General features: G+C 72.5%; 16 protein-coding genes and 1 pseudogene. 13 read left to right on the top strand and 4 right to left on the bottom strand.

Annotated elements, in window-relative coordinates:
- Positions 1-3: 3 nt before the first annotated feature.
- On the bottom strand, positions 4-372 hold the full coding sequence (locus QRN89_RS24670; RefSeq protein ID WP_290351565.1) for a hypothetical protein: 369 nt from the start codon (positions 370-372) through the stop codon (positions 4-6).
- A 195-nt stretch (positions 373-567) separates the two neighbouring features.
- The gene (locus QRN89_RS24675; RefSeq protein ID WP_290351566.1) at positions 568-1,899 is read right to left on the bottom strand and encodes a PucR family transcriptional regulator; all 1,332 of its coding nucleotides are present in this window, start codon (positions 1,897-1,899) and stop codon (positions 568-570) included.
- Positions 1,900-2,083: 184 nt separating this feature from the next.
- Here QRN89_RS24675 and QRN89_RS24680 point away from each other — a divergent pair, with 184 nt between their 5' ends.
- From QRN89_RS24680 to QRN89_RS24715, 8 genes and pseudogenes are all read left to right on the top strand, one after another.
- Positions 2,084-3,010, top strand: coding sequence for a proline dehydrogenase family protein (locus QRN89_RS24680; RefSeq protein WP_290351567.1), 927 nt, complete (start codon positions 2,084-2,086; stop codon positions 3,008-3,010).
- Between the two features lie 57 nt (positions 3,011-3,067).
- Positions 3,068-4,699 carry an L-glutamate gamma-semialdehyde dehydrogenase gene (gene pruA, locus QRN89_RS24685; RefSeq protein WP_290351568.1) on the top strand — a complete coding sequence of 544 codons (1,632 nt, stop codon included), beginning with the start codon at positions 3,068-3,070 and terminating at the stop codon, positions 4,697-4,699.
- Positions 4,700-4,846: 147 nt separating this feature from the next.
- On the top strand, positions 4,847-5,086 hold the full coding sequence (locus QRN89_RS24690) for a hypothetical protein (protein ID WP_290351569.1): 240 nt from the start codon (positions 4,847-4,849) through the stop codon (positions 5,084-5,086).
- 197 nt (positions 5,087-5,283) lie between these two features.
- A pseudogene (locus tag QRN89_RS24695) lies at positions 5,284-5,394 on the top strand (S1 family peptidase); the annotation flags it as partial.
- Between the two features lie 298 nt (positions 5,395-5,692).
- The gene (locus tag QRN89_RS24700; protein WP_290351570.1) at positions 5,693-6,250 is read left to right on the top strand and encodes a GNAT family N-acetyltransferase; all 558 of its coding nucleotides are present in this window, start codon (positions 5,693-5,695) and stop codon (positions 6,248-6,250) included.
- 302 nt (positions 6,251-6,552) lie between these two features.
- On the top strand, positions 6,553-6,699 hold the full coding sequence (locus QRN89_RS24705; RefSeq protein ID WP_167745991.1) for a hypothetical protein: 147 nt from the start codon (positions 6,553-6,555) through the stop codon (positions 6,697-6,699).
- 286 nt (positions 6,700-6,985) lie between these two features.
- Positions 6,986-8,026, top strand: a complete 1,041-nt coding sequence (locus QRN89_RS24710; RefSeq protein ID WP_290351571.1) for a 3-isopropylmalate dehydrogenase — start codon at positions 6,986-6,988, stop codon at positions 8,024-8,026.
- A gap of 261 nt (positions 8,027-8,287) precedes the next feature.
- Complete coding sequence (locus tag QRN89_RS24715) at positions 8,288-9,376, top strand: branched-chain amino acid aminotransferase (RefSeq protein WP_290351572.1); 1,089 nt, start codon at positions 8,288-8,290, stop codon at positions 9,374-9,376.
- A gap of 230 nt (positions 9,377-9,606) precedes the next feature.
- On the opposite strand, the gene QRN89_RS24720 is transcribed toward QRN89_RS24715, so the two are convergent.
- Entirely contained in the window at positions 9,607-11,055 is a 1,449-nt protein-coding gene (locus QRN89_RS24720; protein WP_290351573.1) for a cytosine permease, read from the bottom strand.
- 193 nt (positions 11,056-11,248) lie between these two features.
- On the opposite strand from QRN89_RS24720, the gene ureA reads away from it, so the two are divergent.
- The 4 genes from ureA to QRN89_RS24740 all read left to right on the top strand — a co-directional run bounded on the left by ureA (position 11,249) and on the right by QRN89_RS24740 (position 15,540).
- Complete coding sequence (gene ureA / locus QRN89_RS24725) at positions 11,249-12,082, top strand: urease subunit gamma (protein ID WP_290351574.1); 834 nt, start codon at positions 11,249-11,251, stop codon at positions 12,080-12,082.
- On the top strand, positions 12,079-13,770 hold the full coding sequence (locus QRN89_RS24730; RefSeq protein WP_290351576.1) for an urease subunit alpha: 1,692 nt from the start codon (positions 12,079-12,081) through the stop codon (positions 13,768-13,770). Before ureA ends, QRN89_RS24730 begins: the two co-directional genes overlap by 4 nt.
- A 52-nt stretch (positions 13,771-13,822) precedes the next feature.
- On the top strand, positions 13,823-14,842 hold the full coding sequence (locus QRN89_RS24735) for an agmatine deiminase family protein (protein WP_290351577.1): 1,020 nt from the start codon (positions 13,823-13,825) through the stop codon (positions 14,840-14,842).
- Positions 14,843-15,000: 158 nt separating this feature from the next.
- On the top strand, positions 15,001-15,540 hold the full coding sequence (locus QRN89_RS24740) for a TetR/AcrR family transcriptional regulator (RefSeq protein ID WP_290353849.1): 540 nt from the start codon (positions 15,001-15,003) through the stop codon (positions 15,538-15,540).
- A gap of 698 nt (positions 15,541-16,238) precedes the next feature.
- Here QRN89_RS24740 and QRN89_RS24745 read toward each other — a convergent pair.
- Positions 16,239-17,072 carry a hypothetical protein gene (locus tag QRN89_RS24745; RefSeq protein WP_290351578.1) on the bottom strand — a complete coding sequence of 278 codons (834 nt, stop codon included), beginning with the start codon at positions 17,070-17,072 and terminating at the stop codon, positions 16,239-16,241.
- A gap of 385 nt (positions 17,073-17,457) precedes the next feature.
- On the opposite strand from QRN89_RS24745, the gene cimA reads away from it, so the two are divergent.
- Positions 17,458-19,083: a citramalate synthase gene (cimA, locus tag QRN89_RS24750; RefSeq protein ID WP_290351579.1), complete on the top strand. Its 1,626-nt coding sequence runs from the start codon at positions 17,458-17,460 to the stop codon at positions 19,081-19,083.
- Positions 19,084-19,095: the final 12 nt, after the last annotated feature.

The following is a 19,095-nucleotide window of genomic DNA, read 5'->3' on the forward strand; positions in this document are numbered from 1 at the left end:
GGCTCAGCCGGCCTCGCAGCCCTGGTCGGTGTCGGCGACGCCGTCGATCCGCGATCCCCAGGACCAGTTGTCGCTGTGGTCGTAGGCGCGGATCAGCCGGGCGTAGCAGGTGCCGCGGGCCCAGTCGATCGCGTACAGGTCGCGGTTGACGTCGGAGCGGAACGACGCGGCCTTGTCGTGCAGGAAGGCCGGGACGTCCCGGTAGCCCGGTGGGCTGTAGCACCACCCGTTGCCGTGCTGTCCGGCCCCGGTCCAGAAGCAGACCTGGCCGGGGGCGGCGGGAGCGACGGGGGCCGCGCCGGCCGGGGCGGGGAGCAGCGCGGGGGAGAGGACGGCGAGCGCGGCTGCGGACAGGACGATCCTGCGGAGCATGGCGATTCCCGGAGTGCGGTGGAGGAACCCGTCCCTGGGCGACGGGAGGACGCGATCAAGCTGCCCTGCCCCGATCACCGCCATGCACCGTTCACCCGAAGGGGGACGCGACCCTCCGGGAGGAGCGTTTCTGCAGGTCAGAGTCCTGACGGGGAGCAGTCCCCTGGCCATGGCCCCGCTCTCCGCGGCCCCGGGTCACAGCCGGGCGGCCTTCAGCGCCATGTGCAGCAGCAGGCGGTCCTCGCCCTCGTCGAGATCAAGCCCGGTGAGCCGCTCCACCCGGGAGAGGCGGTAGTAGAGGGTCTGGCGGTGGATGCCCAGGGCGGAGGCCGCACGGCCCGCCTGACCGGCGCAGTCGAGGAACACCTCGGCGGTACGGGCGAGTTCGGCGTGCGCCGGCGCGAGCAGGATCGCCGTCGAGGGGTCGGGGGAGAGGCCCGGGGAGAGCGCGGTCAGCATCCGGTACGGGCCGATCGAGGCCCAGTCGGCGACCGGACCGAGCCCGGGCTCGGCGAGGACGGCGCGGGCCGCGGAGGCGGCCTCCCGCCAGGAGACCGCGAGGTCGCCCGTGCCCCGGCGGGGGAGGGCGATGCCCGCCGCACCGGATCCGGCGGCGTCCGCGAGCCGCCCGGCAGCGGTGCGCGCGGGCGCGAGCACGTCGGCGGCGCGCAGCCGCACCAGCACGGCGAGGGCGTGCCCGTCCGCGTCGTACCCGTCGGCCGTACCCGCGACGGTACGAGGGTCCTCGTCCGGTGCGGGTGCGCCGCGACCGCTCTTCCTGGTCCTGCCGGGCGAGGCCGTGGGGCCGTGGCCCCGCTCGCCGGGGCGGGCGGGGGCGCCCGTGCCCGCGTGCGGCGCCGGGGCGTCCGGCGGGCGCCGTGCGGCGGCCCCGGCCGGCCAGGGCCAGGGCACCGTGCACAGGGCCGACGCCCCGACGACGGCCCGGGCCGACGGGGCGTCCCCGGAGGACCACGGCGCCACGCACACCACCGTGTGCAGCCCCTCGGCGGCCGGTCCGAGCGCCGTGCGGAGCGCCGCGAGGGCCATGTCGTACTGCCAGCCGCGCTCGGCGGTGAGCACGGCGCGGAACTCCCGGGAGAGATCCGTGCCCGCCCGTTCCTCGTCGGCGAGCAGGGCCCCGATCCGGTCGGTCACCTGCATGGCCGAGGCCAGCTGTGCGGCCGTCGGCCCGGGCCGGGCGTCGAGCAGCCACACGTAGCCGAGGACGATCCCGCGATGGCGGACGGGCAGACAGATCCGGTCCCGGAAGACACCGGCCTCGGGTGCCGCGGGGATCCGCACGGGACCGGTCGCCCGGGTGATCCCGAAGCCCTCGAACCAGGACCGCACCGCGGGGGTGGACTTCCTGGTGAGGATCGAGCGGGTGCGCACCGGGTCCATGGCGCTGTCGTCGTCGCTGTCGTGCGCGCCGAAGGCGATCAGTTCGAAATCCCGGTTCTCCAGGGTCGCCGGGACGCCCAGCAGTCCCGATATCTCGTCCACCAGTTCCTGGTAATCGCCCTTCACCCGGACATTCTCCCATCGGACGGACACCTCTTCAGACAAATGTCTGAAGAGGCGCGGCTGGATGCGTGACAGCTGTCGATGGCCCGCCTCCGGAGCGATATTTAGGTTTCACGGTGGTTATCCGTGCCGTACACCGCGCAGTCGGTTCCGGCCCCCTGCTACCCGTGTTCCGTGGAGGTGCCCCGTGCTGGGTCCCGTGATCCTCGCCGCGTCGCGCAGCGACAGGATGCGTCGTCTCGTCTCGGCCGCGCCGATGACGAAGCCGGTCGTCGACCGCTTCATCCCCGGTGAGACGGTCGACCAGGTCATCCCGATCGTCGCCGATCTCACGGGCAGGGGCCTCGAGGTCACGCTGGACGTGGTGGGCGAGGACATCACCACCCGTGAGCAGGCCACCGCCGCGCGCGACGCCTATCTGCGGCTCATCGAGCACCTCGAGCCCCTGGACCTGGGCACCAGGGCCGAGATGTCGGTCAAGCTGTCCATGTTCGGCCAGTCCCTCGAGGGCGGTCACGAGCTGGCCCTCGAGAACGTCCGCCCGGTCGTCGAGGCCGCTGCCGCGATCGGCACCACGGTCACCCTGGACGCCGAGGACCACACCACCCTGGACTCGATGTTCGCCATCCACCAGGAGCTGAGGAAGGACTTCCCGCAGACCGGCTGCGTGATCCAGGCCTACCTCTTCCGCACCGAGGAGGACGCCCGCCGCCTCGCCGCCGACGGCAGCCGCGTGCGTATCGTGAAGGGCGCGTACAAGGAGCCCGCCTCCGTCGCCCACCAGGACAAGGCCGAGATCGACAAGGCGTACGTCCGCATCCTGAAGATCCTGATGGAGGGCGAGGGCTACCCGATGATCGGGTCCCACGACCCGCGACTGATCTCCGTCAGCCAGGAGCTCGCGCGCCGCGCCGGGCGCAAACTGGACGAGTACGAGTTCCAGATGCTGTACGGGATCCGGAGCGACGAGCACCTGCGGCTGGCGGCCGAGGGCCACCGGATGCGGGTGTACACGGCGTACGGGACCGACTGGTACGGCTACTTCATGCGCCGTCTCGCCGAGAAGCCGGCCAACCTGCTGTTCTTCGTGCGGTCGATGATCACCAAGAACTGACCACAGGGCCCCAGGACTGAGCCCTCCCACCTCTCTCACCAAGGAGTTACGGAACTCATGGACGCTGTGACCCAGGTCCCCACCCCCGTCAACGAGCCGGTGCACGGCTACGCGCCCGGATCGGCCGAGCGCGCCCGGCTGGAGGCCAAGCTCAAGGAGCTGGCCGAGAACCCCATCGACCTCCCGATGACCATCAACGGTGAGAAGCGCATGGGTGGCGGCGAGGAGTTCAAGGTCGTCCAGCCGCACAACCACCAGGCCGTCATCGGCACCTTCCGGGGTGCGACCCAGCAGGACGCCCAGGACGCGATCGACGCGGCCCTCGCCGCCGCCCCGGCGTGGCGCGCGATGTCGTTCGACGACCGCGCCGCGATCATCCTGCGCGCCGCCGAGCTGCTGTCCGGCCCCTGGCGCGAGACCCTGGCCGCCTCGACGATGCTGGGCCAGTCGAAGACGGCGCAGCAGGCCGAGATCGACACGCCCTGCGAGCTCATCGACTTCTGGCGGTTCAACGTCGCCTACGCCCGCCAGATCCTGGCCGAGCAGCCGCCGGCCAACTCCCCGGGCGTCTGGAACCGGCTGGACCACCGCCCGCTGGAGGGCTTCGTCTACGCGATCACGCCGTTCAACTTCACGGCCATCGCCGGCAACCTGCCCACCGCCCCGGCCCTGATGGGCAACGTGGTGGTCTGGAAGCCGTCCCCCACCCAGACCCACGCCGCCGTGCTGCTCATGGAGCTGCTGGAGGAGGCCGGTCTGCCCAAGGGCGTCATCAACCTGGTCACGGGCGACGGCATCGCCGTCTCCGAGGTCGCGCTGAACCACCCCGACCTGGCCGGTATCCACTTCACCGGCTCGACCAAGACCTTCCAGCACCTGTGGAAGACGGTCGGCAACAACATCGAGAAGTACCGCTCCTACCCGCGCATCGTCGGCGAGACGGGCGGCAAGGACTTCGTCGTCGCGCACCCGAGCGCCGACCGCGCGATCCTGAAGACCGCGCTGACCCGCGGGTCCTTCGAGTTCCAGGGCCAGAAGTGCTCCGCGTCCTCGCGCGCGTACATCCCGGCCTCCATCTGGAACTCGGGCTTCAAGGAGGAGTTCGCCGCCGAGGTCGACGGCATCAGGATGGGTGACGTCACCGACCTGACGAACTTCATCGGCGCCGTCATCGACGAGCGCGCCTTCGCCAAGAACAAGGCCGCGATCGACCGCGCGAAGGAGGACCCGACCTGCACGATCGTCGCCGGCGGTACGTACGACGACTCCGTCGGCTACTTCGTGCGCCCGACGGTCGTCGAGTGCACGGACCCTTCGAACGAGGTCTTCACGACCGAGTACTTCGGCCCGTTCCTCGCCGTGCACGTCTACGAGGACGACAAGTACGAGGAGATGCTGGAGCAGATGGAGTCGGTGTCGGCGTACGCGCTGACCGGCTCGGTCATCTCCGGTGACCGTGCGGCGACCGCGTACACGATGGACAAGCTCCGCTACGCCGCGGGCAACTTCTACATCAACGACAAGTCGACCGGTGCCGTGGTCGGCCAGCAGCCCTTCGGCGGCGGCCGTGCCTCCGGCACCAACGACAAGGCGGGTGCCCCGCAGAACCTGATGCGCTGGACCCTGACCCGCGCGATCAAGGAGACGCTGGTTCCGCCGACCGAGTACGGCTACCCGCACATGGGCTGACGCCCCCCGCCGGGCCGCACGGCCCGGCTCCGTGAACACCGCCCCCCGCCGGTCCCCCACAGACCGGCCGGGGGCGGCTCACGTCCGGCGCCCGGCCGGAGGCGGGCTTAGGCTGCTGGGGAGGGGGCCCGCGCGAGGAGGCACGCCATGCCTGGTTCCACCACCCTCGGCCCCGGCCACGGGGTCGACGCCATCGAGCATCCCGACGCGCAGCGACTCGCTTCCGTGACGAAGGAGCTGCACCGCCTGCTGGAGGCGGCGGGACCGGACAGGATCACGGATCCGCAGGTCGCCGCGTTGTGCGGTGGCGGGGCGCACCGCCGCGAGGAGTTCACCGACTGGGTGGGGCGGGTCGCGCACCAGCTGGAGAAGGCGACCTCGCGCTAGCCGTTCCGCCCCGGGCCCCCGCCGCGGACGGTCCTCGGGCCGAAGCCCCCGGCCCCGGCCGGGGAACGGGTTCCGCCGGCCTTCCCCCGCGCTCGCGTGCTTCCGAGCTCACACCCCCGCGTCCCCCGTGCCCGTTCCCGCGTGCCCCGGCGCTCCGGCCGGGGGCACCGCCGTGTCCTGGTCTCCCGCGTGCCGTGGTCGCGCTGGGCATCCACTCGGGCAGCTGCGGCTGCACCGGGACGAACGGCTCCGCGATCCACCAGCCGGTGCGTGAAGCGCTCGCAGCGTACGGCGTCAGCGTGTACTGACGCGACGGCCGGGCGGCCGGGAGCCGGCTACGGAGGCGGACGCCGGAGCGCTGCGGTGGCGGCCCCGGGCTCGCGCACGACGTCCAGCCGGCTGCGGGTGCGGCGGCGTACGGGCCGTCGCGCACGGCCGGATCGGCCGGGGTGCCAGGCGCCCCGGCCGAGCGGTCCGGTCGGAGGCGGGGCCGCTCGGCCCCGCGAGGGGCGGTGTGCCCAACTGCGCCCCGGACGTGGCGGATTCCCGACGCCGTCGCGGTCCTCGGAAGGGGCCGGGCCGCCCGTGCCTGACAGAGTTGCCCGTATGACGGACACCACGACCGGGTCGCTCCGCACGGCCCACACCCATCAGCTGTCCGAAGCCGCCCTCGGGGAGATCCGCGCCCTGCTCGACGCCGCCTTCGACGGCGACTTCGACGACGAGGACTGGTCCCACGGGCTCGGCGGCGTCCACGCCTTCATCCGTGACCGGGACGGCCTCGCCGCCCACGGCAGCGTCATCATGCGCCGCGTGGTGCACGGTGGACGCTCGTACCGCGTCGGCTACGTCGAGGCGGTCGCCGTTCGGGCCGACCGCCGGCGCCAGGGCCTCGGCGGCCGGGTGATGGGCGCGCTGGAGAAGGTGATCGACGGCGCGTACGAACTCGGCGCGCTCTCGGCCTCCGACGACGGCGCGGAGCTGTACCGCTCCCGCGGCTGGCAACGGTGGCGCGGCCGGATCGAGGCCCTGAGTCCCGGCGGCGTCGTCCCCCTCCCGGACGAGGAGGACTCCACCTTTCTCCGCCGGGCCCCGGGGTGCCGCTTCCCGGACGCCGCGGCGAGCCCCCTGCTCTTCGACTGGCGGGACGGCGACGTGCTCTGAGGCGTCATCCGCCGACGCCGACGGCCCAGTTGAAGCCTCGTCGGACGCACTCGGGGGCATTCGGACTCCCGCCGGGGCCACCGCTCCGACCTGCGGGTCTTCAAGATCGCGTCTCAGATAGTAGGAAGTCCGACTAATTGTGGAGACAGAGTGGCCCGGCTCCCTTAGCTTTGTAGGAGCCGAACGTCTCGCTCGATCCAGCGAATGGCGGCCGAGCCGGTGCCCCGAGGCAGGCAACCCCTGCGGCCCGCTCCCCGCCCCTTCCGGCGCCTTCGATCGTTCCCGATCTCAAGGAGTCGACCATGTCCGAGCAGACCCTTCTCCGTCGCCGCGTCCGCCACACGCCCCGCGTGAGCGAGTCCGACCGCAGGAGCGCCGCCGCGAACGCCGCCGCGGCCCTGCAGCGCGCCCTCGACCGCAGGGACAACGGAGGCGAGACCGGCCACTGACCGGTGCGAGCGGCCGGTGACGCCCGGGGGTCACCGGCCCCACCGCGCCGGCCCCCTGGCTCCGGCGCCCCGTTGACCGAACCCGAAGGGGCTCACCGTGCTCCCCCGCATCCCCAGCCGCGAGGGCATTGCCCGCCGTGGGCGTGGACCCGGCGTGCCGCGGCCGTACCGGCTCCGCCCACCGTGAGGGCGGGAGCCGGTGCCGGGTGTCGGCGGACGGACACGCGACGCGTCCGCATGATGGACATCGAGTGTCATTCGGTGGGACGCGGAGTACGGTGCCGATATGTCTCGCAGCCTCAATCTCGCAGTGATCCCCGGTGACGGCATCGGCCAGGAGGTCGTGGCCCAGGGCCTGAAGGTCCTCTCGGCCGTGCTTCCCCCGGACGTGAAGCTGGAGACCAAGGAGTACGACCTCGGCGCCAAGCGCTGGCACCGCACCGGCGAGACCCTGCCGGACGCGGAGCTCGACTCCCTCCGGCACCACGACGCGATCCTCCTCGGAGCGATCGGCGACCCGTCCGTGCCGTCCGGCGTCCTGGAGCGGGGGCTGCTGCTCAAGCTGCGGTTCGCCTTCGACCACTACGTCAACCTGCGTCCCTCGAAGCTCTTCCCGAACACCTCGACCCCGCTGGCCGGCCGCCCGGAGATCGACTTCGTGGTCGTGCGCGAGGGCACCGAGGGCCCCTACACGGGCAACGGCGGTTCCCTGCGCACCGATACGCCGGCGGAGGTCGCCACCGAGGTGAGCGTCAACACGGCGTACGGCGTGGAGCGGGTCGTCCGGGACGCTTTCGCGCGGGCCGACGCCCGCCCCCGCAAGAAGCTGACGCTGGTTCACAAGAACAACGTCCTCGTGTACGCGGGCCACATGTGGAAGAAGATCTTCGACAAGGTCGCCCAGGAGTACCCCGCGGTCACCACCGACTATCTGCACGTCGACGCCGCGACGATCTTCTTCGTCACCCAGCCGGAGCGATTCGACGTCATCGTCACCGACAACCTTTTCGGTGACATCCTCACGGACCTCGCCGCTGCCGTGACCGGCGGTATCGGCCTGGCCGCCTCCGGGAACATCAACCCTGCGGGTGAATTCCCGTCGATGTTCGAGCCCGTCCACGGTTCCGCGCCCGACATCGCCGGCACCGGCAAGGCCGACCCCACGGCCACGATCCTGTCGGTCGCCCTCCTCCTGCGGCACCTCGGCCACGACGCCGCGGCCGTCCGTATCGAGGACGCCGTCGCCGCCGACCTGGCGGACCGGGACGGTACCCCCCGCACCACCGACGAGATCGGCGACGCGCTCGCCGTACGAGTAGCGGGCTGACCCGTCGACTCTCGAAACCTCGAAGCCGCCGGGTCGCACACGCACCCGGCGGCTTCTCCTCTGCGGCCTCCGGGTGCCACCATCAAGCCATGGGCCGCAGCCCACGCTGTTCCCCTCCGGCCCCCGCGCACTGCGATAATCGAACGTGGGGCCGCATCATGCGGGGAAGCTCGGACGTCCTAGTACAGCCGTACGCAGGGCGAACAGACGTACAGACGTGAGCGCGGTCCGTCACAAACAAACGGTGAAGGACACGCAGACATGACGACGCCCTCGATCGAGCTCAAGCCCTCCTCGACCCCCCTGTCCGACGCGGAGCGCGAGGCGATCCTGGCCAACCCGGGATTCGGCCGCCACTTCACCGATCACATGGTGACGATCAAGTGGACGGAGGGCCGCGGCTGGCACGACGCCCAGCTGACGCCGTACGCCCCGCTGTCGATCGACCCGGCCAACATGACCCTGCACTACGCGCAGGAGATCTTCGAGGGGCTGAAGGCCTACCGCAGGCCCGACGGTTCGGTCGCCACCTTCCGGCCCGACGCGAACGCCCGCCGCTTCCAGCTCTCGGCCCGCCGCCTGGCCATGCCGGAGCTGCCGGTCGAGACGTTCATCGAGGCCTGTGACGCCCTGGTCCAGCAGGACAAGGCATGGGTGCCGCAGCACGGTGGCGAGGCGTCCCTCTACCTGCGTCCGTTCATGTTCGCCAACGAGGTCGGCCTGGGGGTCCGTCCGGCCAACGAGTACCTGTTCATCGTCATCGCCTCGCCGGCCGGCCCGTACTTCCCGGGGGGCGTCAAGCCCGTCTCCGTCTGGCTGTCGGAGAACTACGTCCGCGCCGTCCCCGGCGGCATGGGCTTCGCCAAGACCGGCGGCAACTACGCCGCCTCCCTCCTCGCGCAGGCCGAGGCGGCCGCCAAGGGCTGCGACCAGGTCGTGTGGCTCGACGCCCTGGAGCACAGGACCGTCGAGGAGATGGGCGGGATGAACCTGTACTTCGTGTACGGGGACCGGATCGTCACGCCCGAGCTCACGGGATCGCTGCTCGCCGGCATCACCCGTGACTCGCTGCTCGCGCTGGCCCGCGACCTCGGCTACGAGTCCGAGGAGGGCAGGATCACCACCGACCAGTGGAAGCGCGACACCGAGAACGGCACCCTCACCGAGGTGTTCGCGTGCGGCACCGCCGCCGTCATCACCCCCGTCGGCACGGTCAAGTCCACCGGCGGTGAGTGGACCCAGTCGAACGGTGAGCCGGGCAAGGTCACCATGGAGCTGCGCAAGGCGCTCCTGGACATCCAGACCGGCAGGGCCGAGGACAAGCACGGCTGGATGCACGACCTCGGCTGACCCGCCCGCCCGCTCGGGCGCAGGGGACCACCCGGTTCCGTCCGGCGTGTGAACCGCGCGGCCCCGTACGGGGCCGCGCGGTCACGTCTTCCGGCGGTGGGATGCCCGTCACGTGACCGGGAACCGGTCCGGTCGACCTTCCCGGTCGTGCAGGGAGGCACGAGGCGCACCGCTCCGGCTCCGCGCCGTGCGCGGCTGGGCCCGCGCCGGTCGCCGGGTCCCCAGGCCCCTCAGGGCGCCGCGGCCGCCGCCCGCTCGGCCCGGACCGCGACGCCGTCGGCCGTCCCGTCGGTGTCGTTCGGCCCCTTCCGGGGCCGGATCGCCGCGTACACCAGACCGCCCACGAGGCCCGACAGTACGAAGCTGCAGTCCACGCCCGCGGTCAGGCCGAGCAGCGGGCCTTCGTGGAACGGGGTCGACACGGCGAGGAGCCCGACGGTCGCGCCGACTGCCCAGGCGGCCGTCGCCCGGGGCTCCCAGCCGGCACGGAACCAGTAGGCGCCGCCCCGGGTGCGCCGGTTGTGGACCTGGAGGGCGTCGGCGTCGTACCTGCCGCGGCAGCGCCGATGGCCCATGAGGGTGATCACCGCCCAGGGCGTGCCGATCGCGGTGAGCAGCAGCACGAAGGAGGTCATCGCCGACCGCGCGTCCCAGGCGAAGTGCCCGAGGAAGACGAAGGCCGTGGCCACGACGGCGACGACCACGGTGGCCGTCGTACGGCTGGCCCGGGGCACGATCGCGTCCAGGTCGAGGCCCATCGAGTAGAGCATCAGCCCCGCGTTGCCGACCGAGCCGGCCGCGGCGGCCAGCAGCAGCGGCAGGACGTACCAGGCGGGGGCGGCCTCGACCAGGGGGCCCGCGTAGTCGAGCGAGGCCCGGGCCGCCAGCGCGGTGAAGGTGCCGAACAGCTGCGGGATCAGCAGCCCGGCGAACAGGCCCAGACAGGTGGCGTTCAGCACGGCCCGGGGGCTGTGCCGCGCGGGCGAGATGTAGCGGGTGTAGTCACCGAGGAGCGTGATGAACGCGATCGGTCCGCTGAGCCCCGCGGCCACGGCGGACAGGGCCCAGGTGGGCCAGAAGGAGCCCAGCAGCCAAGGGGCGTCCGCAGGCGCCGCGGTGGTCAGGGCCGGCGCATAGGCCACGAGCCCCAGGGCGAGGAGCGCGATCATGCCGACGGCCAGGACCCTGCTCAACCGCAGCAGCAGGCGGTAGCCGTGGACGGCGCCGACCACGGTGAGCGCGGCCAGCAGCCCGTAGACCAGGGCGTGGGTGGTGTCCCCGGCCGGCAGGTCCAGCATCCGCGCCAGGGCGCCGGTCATGACGTCGCCGCCGATCCACAGCGTCAGAGCGGTGTAGCCGAGGGAGAGCAGCAGTCCGACGACCGAGCCGATCAGCCGCCCGCGCACGCCGAAGAACGCCCCGCTGGACGTGGACAGATTGGTCGCCGTGCGCAGCGAGACGAGCGCGAGCGGTGCCGTCACCGCCACTCCGGCGACGGTGCCCGCGACCACCGAGGTGACCGCGCCCCAGAGGCCCAGGCCGAAGGAGACCGGCAGCCAGCCGAAGACGATCACGCCGAGGCAGAGGTTGGAGCCCAGCAGGATCGCCAGCACATCGCGCGGGCCGCTCGTCCGCTCCGCTTCGGGGATGGTGTCGACTCCGCGCTGTTCGATCGGCATCGGGCGCTCCTGCTCCGTCGGGCGTCATTTGAGTGCTGCTCAATGTGGACCGAGCCCCGCTTCGGCGTCAATGCTTCCGGTCAACGGAAGTCACGGTTAGAGTGTCGTTCAAACATCCGGAATCGGACGTGGGGATTCCGGAGTGATGCATCCAGCGGGAGGGCCCGGCGGTCCTCCAGGGAGGCGTGGTGACGTGCGACTGACCCCGACCGAGCGGGACCGGCTGCTGCTGTTCGGCGCGGCCGAACTGGCCCGGGCGCGGCGTGCCCGAGGGCTCAAGCTCAATGTCCCCGAGGCGACCGCGCTGATCGCCGACACGGTCTGCGAGGCGGCCCGGGACGGCCGCCGGCTCGCCGAGGCCATCGAGGCGGCCCGTTCCGTGCTGGGCCCCGAGGACGTTCTCCCCGGCGTCGCCGACGTCGTCACCGAGGTCCATGTCGAGGCCGTCTTCGACGACGGCTCCCGGCTCGCGGTCGTCTCCGGCCCCATCGGCGGCGGCAGTCTCGGCGACGCGGCACCCGGCGCCGTGCTGCCCGGACCCGCGGACCCCGAGCCGGAGCCCGCGGTGCGGCTCACGGTGCGCAACACCGCGGCCGTACCGGTCAGCGTCACCTCCCACTTCCACTTCCTCGAGGCCAATCCGCGGCTCGACTTCGACCGGTCCGCGGCCTACGGCATGCGGCTCTGCGTCCCCGCCGGCTCGTCCGTCCGCTTCGGCCCGGGCGAGGAGGCCGAGGTCGGACTCGTGCCGATCGGCGGCGGCCGCGTCGCCATCGGCTTCGCGGGCCTGGTCGACGGGCCACTGGACGCGCCCGGAGCGAAGGCGGAGGCCCTCCGCCGGGCGGCCGCCTGCGGCTACCTCGGCGCCCCCGGGCCGCAGGAGAGCGGACCGCAGGAGACCGGTCCGCGTGGCGCGGACCGGGAGGAGCCGGCTCCGCAGCGTTCCGGCCCCCGTGACCCCGACGATCAGCACCCCGCACCGCGGGCCCGACAGCAGGCGCCCTGCCGGCAGGAGGAGGACAGGTGAGCGGCATCGACCCGCACGAGTACGCGAGCGTGCACGGCCCGCGCGCCGGGGACCGGGTGGTTCTCGGTGACTCCGGCCTGGTCGTCCGTGTCGAGTCCGACTCGCAGAAGGCCGGGGACGAGTTCCTCGCGGGCTTCGGCAAGACCGCCCGTGACGGACTGCACCTCAAGGCGGCCGCCGTCCGTGACACCTGCGACGTGGTCATCAGCAACGTGCTCGTCATCGACGCCGTCCAGGGCATCCGCAAGGTCTCCATCGGCATCCGCGAGGGGCGTATCGCCGGCATCGGCCGTGCCGGGAACCCGGACACCCTCGACGGCGTGGACGTCGTCGTCGGCACCGGTACGACGATCGTGTCCGGCGAAGGGCTCATCGCCACCGCCGGGGCCGTGGACACGCATGTCCATCTGCTCTCGCCGCGGGTGATGGAGGCGTCGCTCGCCTCCGGCGTCACGACGATCATCGGGCAGGAGTTCGGCCCGGTCTGGGGCGTCGGCGTCAACTCCCCGTGGGCGCTCAAGCACGCCTTCGGGGCCTTCGACGCCTGGCCCGTCAACATCGGCTTCCTCGCCCGCGGTTCGTCATCCGACGAGGCCCCGCTCGTCGAGGCGCTCGCCGAGGGCGGCGCGTCCGGCTTCAAGGTCCACGAGGACATGGGCGCCCACACCCGCGCGCTCGACACCGCCCTGCGGGTGGCCGAGGAGTACGACGTCCAGGTCGCCCTGCACAGCGACGGCCTCAACGAATGCCTCTCCGTGGACGACACGCTGAAGGTCCTGGACGGCCGGACCGTCCACGCCTTCCACATCGAGGGCTGCGGCGGGGGACACGTGCCGAACGTGCTCAGGATGGCGGGCGTGCCGAACGTCATCGGCTCCTCCACCAACCCCACACTGCCCTTCGGGCGGGACGCGGTCGCCGAGCACTACGGGATGATCGTCTCCGTACACGACCTCAAGACCGACCTCCCCGGCGACGCGGCCATGGCCCGGGACCGGATCCGTGCCGGGACGATGGGGGCCGAGGACGTGCTGCACGACCTCGGGGCGATCGGCATCACCTCGTCCGACGCCCAGGGCATGGGCCGTGCGGGCGAGACCGTGCGGCGCACCTTCGCCATGGCCGGGAAGATGAAGGCCGAGCTGGGCCCCATGGAGGGCGACGGCGCGCACGACGACAACGCGCGCGTCCTGCGCTACATGGCCAAGCTGACCGTCAACCCCGCGATCGCCCACGGCCTGGCGCACGAGATCGGCTCGATCGAGACGGGCAAGCTCGCCGACATCGTGCTGTGGAAGCCGCAGTTCTTCGGCGCGAAGCCGCAGCTGGTGCTGAAGGCGGGCTTCCCGGCGTACGGGGTGACCGGCGACCCGAACGCCGCGACCGACACCTGCGAACCGCTCGTCCTCGGGCCGCAGTTCGGTGCCCACGGCGCGACTCCCTCCGAGATCTCCGTGGCGTTCGTGTCCCAGGCCGCGGCGGCACTCGGCGGCGACACCCTGCCCACCCGCAGGCGACGCGTCGGGGTGCGCGGCACCCGCGGCATCGGCCCGCGGGACCTGCGCCTCAACTCCCGCGTCGGTGACGTGGCCGTGGACGCGCACAGCGGACTCGTCACGCTCGACGGCGATCCCCTGCGCTCCGATCCGGTCGAGTCGATGTCGCTCAACCGGCTGTACTTCCTCTGAGCCCGCCCGAGTCCCCGATCTCCGCTCCGAACCCTCTCCACAAGGACCTGTGATGACGTTCCGCATGCCGCCCGAGTGGGCCCCGCACGAGCGCACCTGGATGGCCTGGCCCGGCCCCAACCCGACCTTCACCGACGACGGGGAACTCGCCGGGGCCCGCGCCGCCTGGGCCGAGGTGGCCCGTGCCGTACGCCGCTTCGAGCCGGTCACCATGGTGGTGGGCCCGGGAGAGACCGAGGGCGCCCGCGAACTGCTCGGCGCGGACGTCGAGATCGTGGAGCGCGAGCTGGACGACGCGTGGATGCGCGACATCGGCCCGACCTTCGTCACCGACGGCGAGGGCGGCCTCGCCGCCGTCGACTGGGTGTTCAACGGCTGGGGCGCCCAGGACTGGGCGCGCTGGGAGCACGACTCCAAGATCGCCCGCCATGTGGCCGACCTGGCGGACGCTCCCGTCCTCTCCTCGCCGCTCGTCAACGAGGGCGGCGCGATCCACGTCGACGGCGAGGGCACCGTCCTGCTGACCGACACCGTCCAGCTCGGGGCCGGGCGCAATCCCGACTGGACGCGCGAGCAGGTCGAGGCGGAGATCCACGCCAGGCTCGGCACCACCAAGGCGATCTGGCTGCCGCACGGTCTGGCCGGCGACTACGGCATGTACGGCACGCAGGGCCACGTCGACATCGTCGCGGCGTTCGCCCGGCCGGGTGTGGTCCTCGTCCACAGCCAGCAGGACCCGGCCCACCCGGACCACGAGCGTTCGAGGACCTACGCGGAGATCCTGCGCGGCAGCACCGACGCCCGCGGCCGCACGCTGGAGGTCGTGGAGATCCCGGCGCCGACCGTTCTCGAGGACGAGGACGGGGAGTGGGTCGACTACTCCTACATCAACCACTACCTGTGCAACGGCGGAGTGGTGCTGTGCTCCTTCGACGACCCCCACGACGAGATCGCGGCGGGCATCTTCCGCCGCCTCTTCCCGGAGCGCACGGTGACCCTGGTCGACGCCCGCACGATCTTCGCGAGCGGCGGGGGCATCCACTGCATCACCCAGCAGCAGCCGAAGGTCTGACCGCTGCCCGCGTCGCCCCGGGACGGGGGCCCACCGGTCCGGACGGGGGCCCCACCCCGGGTGGCCGGGGGATCGGGTAGAACGTACGGGTGAACGTTCCCCCGGGCCCCCGACGCCGCAACACCGCTCCTCCCCGTGAGGAGGTGCTCGCCGCGGCGATGGCGACGATCGCCGAGCACGGGCTCGACGGGCTGACCATGGCCGGGCTCGGCCGTGAGGTCGGGATGAGCAGCGGGCATCTGCTCTACTACTTCCGCACCAAGGACGAGCTGCTGCTGCGGACCCTGGAATGGAGCGAGGGCCGGCTCGGTGCCGAGCGGAGCGCGCTGCTGTCCCGGCCCGGCGCCGCCCGCGAGCGGCTCGACGCGTACGTGGACCTGTACGTCCCCGACGGCCACCGCGACCCCCACTGGACGCTGTGGCTGGAGGTCTGGAACCGCTCGCAGAACGCCGACGAGGACGCCCGAGCCCGGCAGGCCGCGATCGAGGGCGCCTGGCACCGCGACCTCGTCGCCCTGCTCGCCGAGGGCATCTCGCGGGGCGAGTTCCGTTCCGTCGACCCGGACCGCTACGCCGCGCGGCTGCGGGCCCTCCTCGACGGCTTCAGCGTCCACGTGGCCGTCGGCATACCCGGCACCGACCGTGCCCAAGTCCTGGCCCACGTGAGGGAGTTCATCGCCGACTCGCTGATGCCGTGACAGCCGCCGCGTCCGCGCGGCGCCTGCGGCCAGGGACGCCCTTCCGCTCCGCGGTGCCGGGCCGGCGGGGACGAGGGCGGGCGACGGCCACCGGCGGCGTGCCGGCCCGTAGGCCACCGGCGGCAGGGAGGCCCGTCGGCGGCGGTGCCTCGCGGGACGGCCCCCGGGAGGTTCGGCCGCCGGCCGCGGCGTCCGAAGGGGTGCGGGCCCTGCGCCGTGCCCCGCCTGCGGGGACGAGTGAGAGCGCCGTACTCGACCGGCCCGGCGCCGGACCGGCCCGGACCCGACGGGACCGGCGCGGCATCTCGTCGATCGCCCGGACCGGGACCGCCGGTGTCCACCCGTGGTGCCGAAACCGTCCTCGGCGCGCTGCGCGCTGCGTGCTGTGACCGCCCGGGACCGCCGGTGTCCACCCCTGAGCCGGAACCGTCTTGGCCGCTGCGTGCCGTGACCGCCCCGACCGGCCCGGTCGCGACGGGTCCGGCCGTCCCGTCGTCCCGCGACGGGCCCCGAGTGCGTCGGTGCTTCACGATCGTCACCGCCGGACCGCGTCGGCGCCCGGGGGTCCGGGAGGTACGGCCGCCGCGTACGCACTCCGCAAGCGGCACCCCGCATCCCGGCCACGTGCCCGGTCGATGCCCGATGCCCGACTCCCGTCCGCGCGATCGCCGTCTGCACGGCCCGGCGGCAGCGGACCGTCACCGCCCCGCCGCGGCCTCCGGCTGCTGTTCGAGGCGCTCGTGCATCTTGCGCAGTGAGTCCGTGGCGTACCTCTGGAGCTGCGCGTCAAGATCGGCCTTGCCCACCACATAGGCGCTGAGGATGTTCCGGCCGTCCCGCCCGGTGGCGATGACGTAGAGGTCGTTCACCTTCGCCCCGTTCGCCGAGACGACCTGGCGGCCCTCCTCCGAGACCAGTTCGTCGAAGCCCGGCAGCTGCGGCGGGCTCGCCTCGCGCACGGCGTTCCAGCGTTCCTTGCCGCGGAACTGGTCGGGGCAGCGGTGGATGTTGTCCCGGGCGTCGGCGAGATACTGCCTCGCCGTGGCCTCGTCGGCGAACACCTTCACCTCGGAGGTCCCCGCGATACCGGACGACGCCTCCGTCACATTGCGCTGCAGGGACGCCAGCGTGCCGATCCGGCTGGGGCGGCTGGCGAACTCGCAGTTCTCCCGTACCAGGGACTCCGGCGCGGGATCGACCTCGTACGGCTTGTGCTGGGCGAAACCGGGTCCCCAGTCCGGGGGCGCCAGCGCCACCCGTGTCGCCACGGCGTGCGCCGCCGCCTCGGCGGCCTTCGTGTCGGTGGGCGCGGGCGGGACGGCACGCTCGCCGTCGCCGTCGCCGCCGAGCGACACCACCAGCACGACGACGAGCACCAGTACCGCCGCCGCGGCCCCGGCGATCAGTGCCCGCTTGCGCCGGGAGCCCCCGCGCGGAGCCCCGGAGCCCGAGGGCGGCGGGGGACCGGGTGCCGGTCCGGAGGGCCGGGGGACGGGTCCTGAGGGCGGGCCCGTGGGGGGTTGTGAGCTCATGGGGATTCCCCTACCACTCGGCCGGGCGTCCCCCCGCCCGCCGATCGGGTGCCGGAACCGGCCCTGGCACCCCACGGTCCTCACACCGCCCGCATACTGAGACCCCTGTCCATGCTGGCGCGCATATGTGGCAGACTGCCATCGTGCTCGCATTCGCCATGATTATCGGCAGCAGCGCGCCGGTCCGCAGTGACCGCTGACCCGTGGACAGCAAGCCCCCGCGGCAGCGGCACCGTGCCCCAGACCCGCGCGCAGACCTCTCGCACCCGCGAGGGGTTTTTTCGTTTTACGGCCCCACCCCGGCCGGAGACCGAGGCGCACGAAGACGGGGGCAAGTGGAGCCAGATATTCCGGAGCCACTCATCCGACAGGAGTCACAACAGCCATGACCACAGAGGCCACGGACACCGATAGGCACCCGGTCCTCGACGACGGCTTCCATGTCTTCGACACCACGCTCCGCGACGGAGCGCAGCGCGAGGGCATCAACCTCACCGTCGCGGACAAGCTGACCATCGCCCGGCACCTCGACGAGTTCGGCGTGGGCTTCATCGAGGGCGGATGGCCGGGTGCCAACCCCCGGGACACGGAGTTCTTCGCCCGGGCCCGCCAGGAGATCGACTTCAGGCACGCCCGGCTCGTCGCCTTCGGCGCCACCCGCCGCCCGGGTGCGACCGCTGCCGAGGACCCGCAGGTCAAGGCGCTGCTGGACTCCGGAGCCCCAGTGATCACACTGGTGGCCAAGTCCCACGACCGCCATGTCGAACTCGCGCTGCGCACGACCCTGGACGAGAACCTGGAGATGGTCCGCGACACCGTCTCCCATCTGCGTTCGCAGGGCAGACGCGTCTTCGTCGACTGCGAGCACTTCTTCGACGGCTACCGGGCCAACCCCGACTACGCGAAGGCGGTCGTCCGCACCGCCCACGAGGCGGGTGCCGACGTCGTCGTCCTCTGCGACACCAACGGCGGCATGCTGCCCGCCCAGGTCCAGGCCGTGGTCGCCACCGTCCTCGCCGACACGGGCGCCCGCCTCGGCATCCACGCCCAGGACGACACCGGCTGCGCCGTGGCGAACACGCTCGCCGCCGTCGACGCGGGCGCGACGCACGTCCAGTGCACGGCCAACGGCTACGGCGAGCGCGTCGGCAACGCCAACCTCTTCCCGGTCGCCGCCGCGCTGGAGCTGAAGTACGGCAAGCAGGTGCTGCCCCCCGGCGCCCTCCGCGAGATGACCCGGATCTCGCACGCGATCGCCGAGGTCGTCAACCTCACGCCGTCCACCCACCAGCCCTATGTGGGTGTTTCCGCCTTCGCCCACAAGGCCGGACTGCACGCCTCCGCGATCAAGGTCGATCCCGACCTCTACCAGCACATCGACCCCGAGCAGGTCGGCAACACCATGCGGATGCTCGTCTCCGACATGGCCGGCCGCGCCTCCGTCGAGCTCAAGGGCCGGGAACTCGGCGTCGACCTGGGCGGCGACCGGGAGCTCGTCGGCCGCGTCGTCGAGCGGGTCAAGGAGCGCGAACTGCGCGGCTACACGTACGAGGCCGCCGACGCCTCCTTCGAGCTGCTGCTTCGCGCCGAGGCGGAAGGACGCGCGCTCACGTACTTCCGCACCGAGTCCTGGCGGGTGATCGTCGAGGACCGGCCCGACGGGAGTCACGCCAACGAGGCCACGGTGAAGCTGTGGGCCAAGGGCGAGCGCATCGTCGCCACCGCCGAGGGGAACGGCCCCGTCAACGCGCTGGACCGGGCGATGCGGGTGGGCCTGGAGCGGATCTACCCCCAGCTCGCCAAACTGGAACTGGTCGACTACCGCGTCCGCATCCTCGAAGGCCGGCACGGTACTGGCTCGACGACCCGGGTGCTGATCACGACCGGCGACGGCACCGGCGAGTGGTCCACCGTAGGCGTCGGCGACAACATCATCGCCGCCTCCTGGCAGGCCCTCGAGGACGCGTACACGTACGGACTGCTGCGCGCGGGCGTGGAGCCCGCGGAATAGCCCGTCACGGCG

It is taken from the genome of Streptomyces sp. HUAS CB01, assembly GCF_030406905.1.
GTDB lineage: Bacteria > Actinomycetota > Actinomycetes > Streptomycetales > Streptomycetaceae > Streptomyces > Streptomyces chengbuensis.

What these genes read in the sequence shown, in the direction of transcription:
- QRN89_RS24705 (WP_167745991.1), top strand. Translation starts at nt 6,553, where the DNA reads ATGTCCGAGCAGACCCTTCTCCGTCGCCGCGTCCGCCACACGCCCCGC.
- QRN89_RS24700 (WP_290351570.1), top strand. Translation starts at nt 5,693, where the DNA reads ATGACGGACACCACGACCGGGTCGCTCCGCACGGCCCACACCCATCAG.
- QRN89_RS24745 (WP_290351578.1), bottom strand. Translation starts at nt 17,072, where the DNA reads ATGAGCTCACAACCCCCCACGGGCCCGCCCTCAGGACCCGTCCCCCGG.
- QRN89_RS24690 (WP_290351569.1), top strand. Translation starts at nt 4,847, where the DNA reads ATGCCTGGTTCCACCACCCTCGGCCCCGGCCACGGGGTCGACGCCATC.
- cimA (WP_290351579.1), top strand. Translation starts at nt 17,458, where the DNA reads ATGACCACAGAGGCCACGGACACCGATAGGCACCCGGTCCTCGACGAC.
- QRN89_RS24715 (WP_290351572.1), top strand. Translation starts at nt 8,288, where the DNA reads ATGACGACGCCCTCGATCGAGCTCAAGCCCTCCTCGACCCCCCTGTCC.
- QRN89_RS24710 (WP_290351571.1), top strand. Translation starts at nt 6,986, where the DNA reads ATGTCTCGCAGCCTCAATCTCGCAGTGATCCCCGGTGACGGCATCGGC.
- QRN89_RS24740 (WP_290353849.1), top strand. Translation starts at nt 15,001, where the DNA reads ATGGCGACGATCGCCGAGCACGGGCTCGACGGGCTGACCATGGCCGGG.
- QRN89_RS24720 (WP_290351573.1), bottom strand. Translation starts at nt 11,055, where the DNA reads ATGCCGATCGAACAGCGCGGAGTCGACACCATCCCCGAAGCGGAGCGG.
- QRN89_RS24670 (WP_290351565.1), bottom strand. Translation starts at nt 372, where the DNA reads ATGCTCCGCAGGATCGTCCTGTCCGCAGCCGCGCTCGCCGTCCTCTCC.
- QRN89_RS24735 (WP_290351577.1), top strand. Translation starts at nt 13,823, where the DNA reads ATGACGTTCCGCATGCCGCCCGAGTGGGCCCCGCACGAGCGCACCTGG.
- pruA (WP_290351568.1), top strand. Translation starts at nt 3,068, where the DNA reads ATGGACGCTGTGACCCAGGTCCCCACCCCCGTCAACGAGCCGGTGCAC.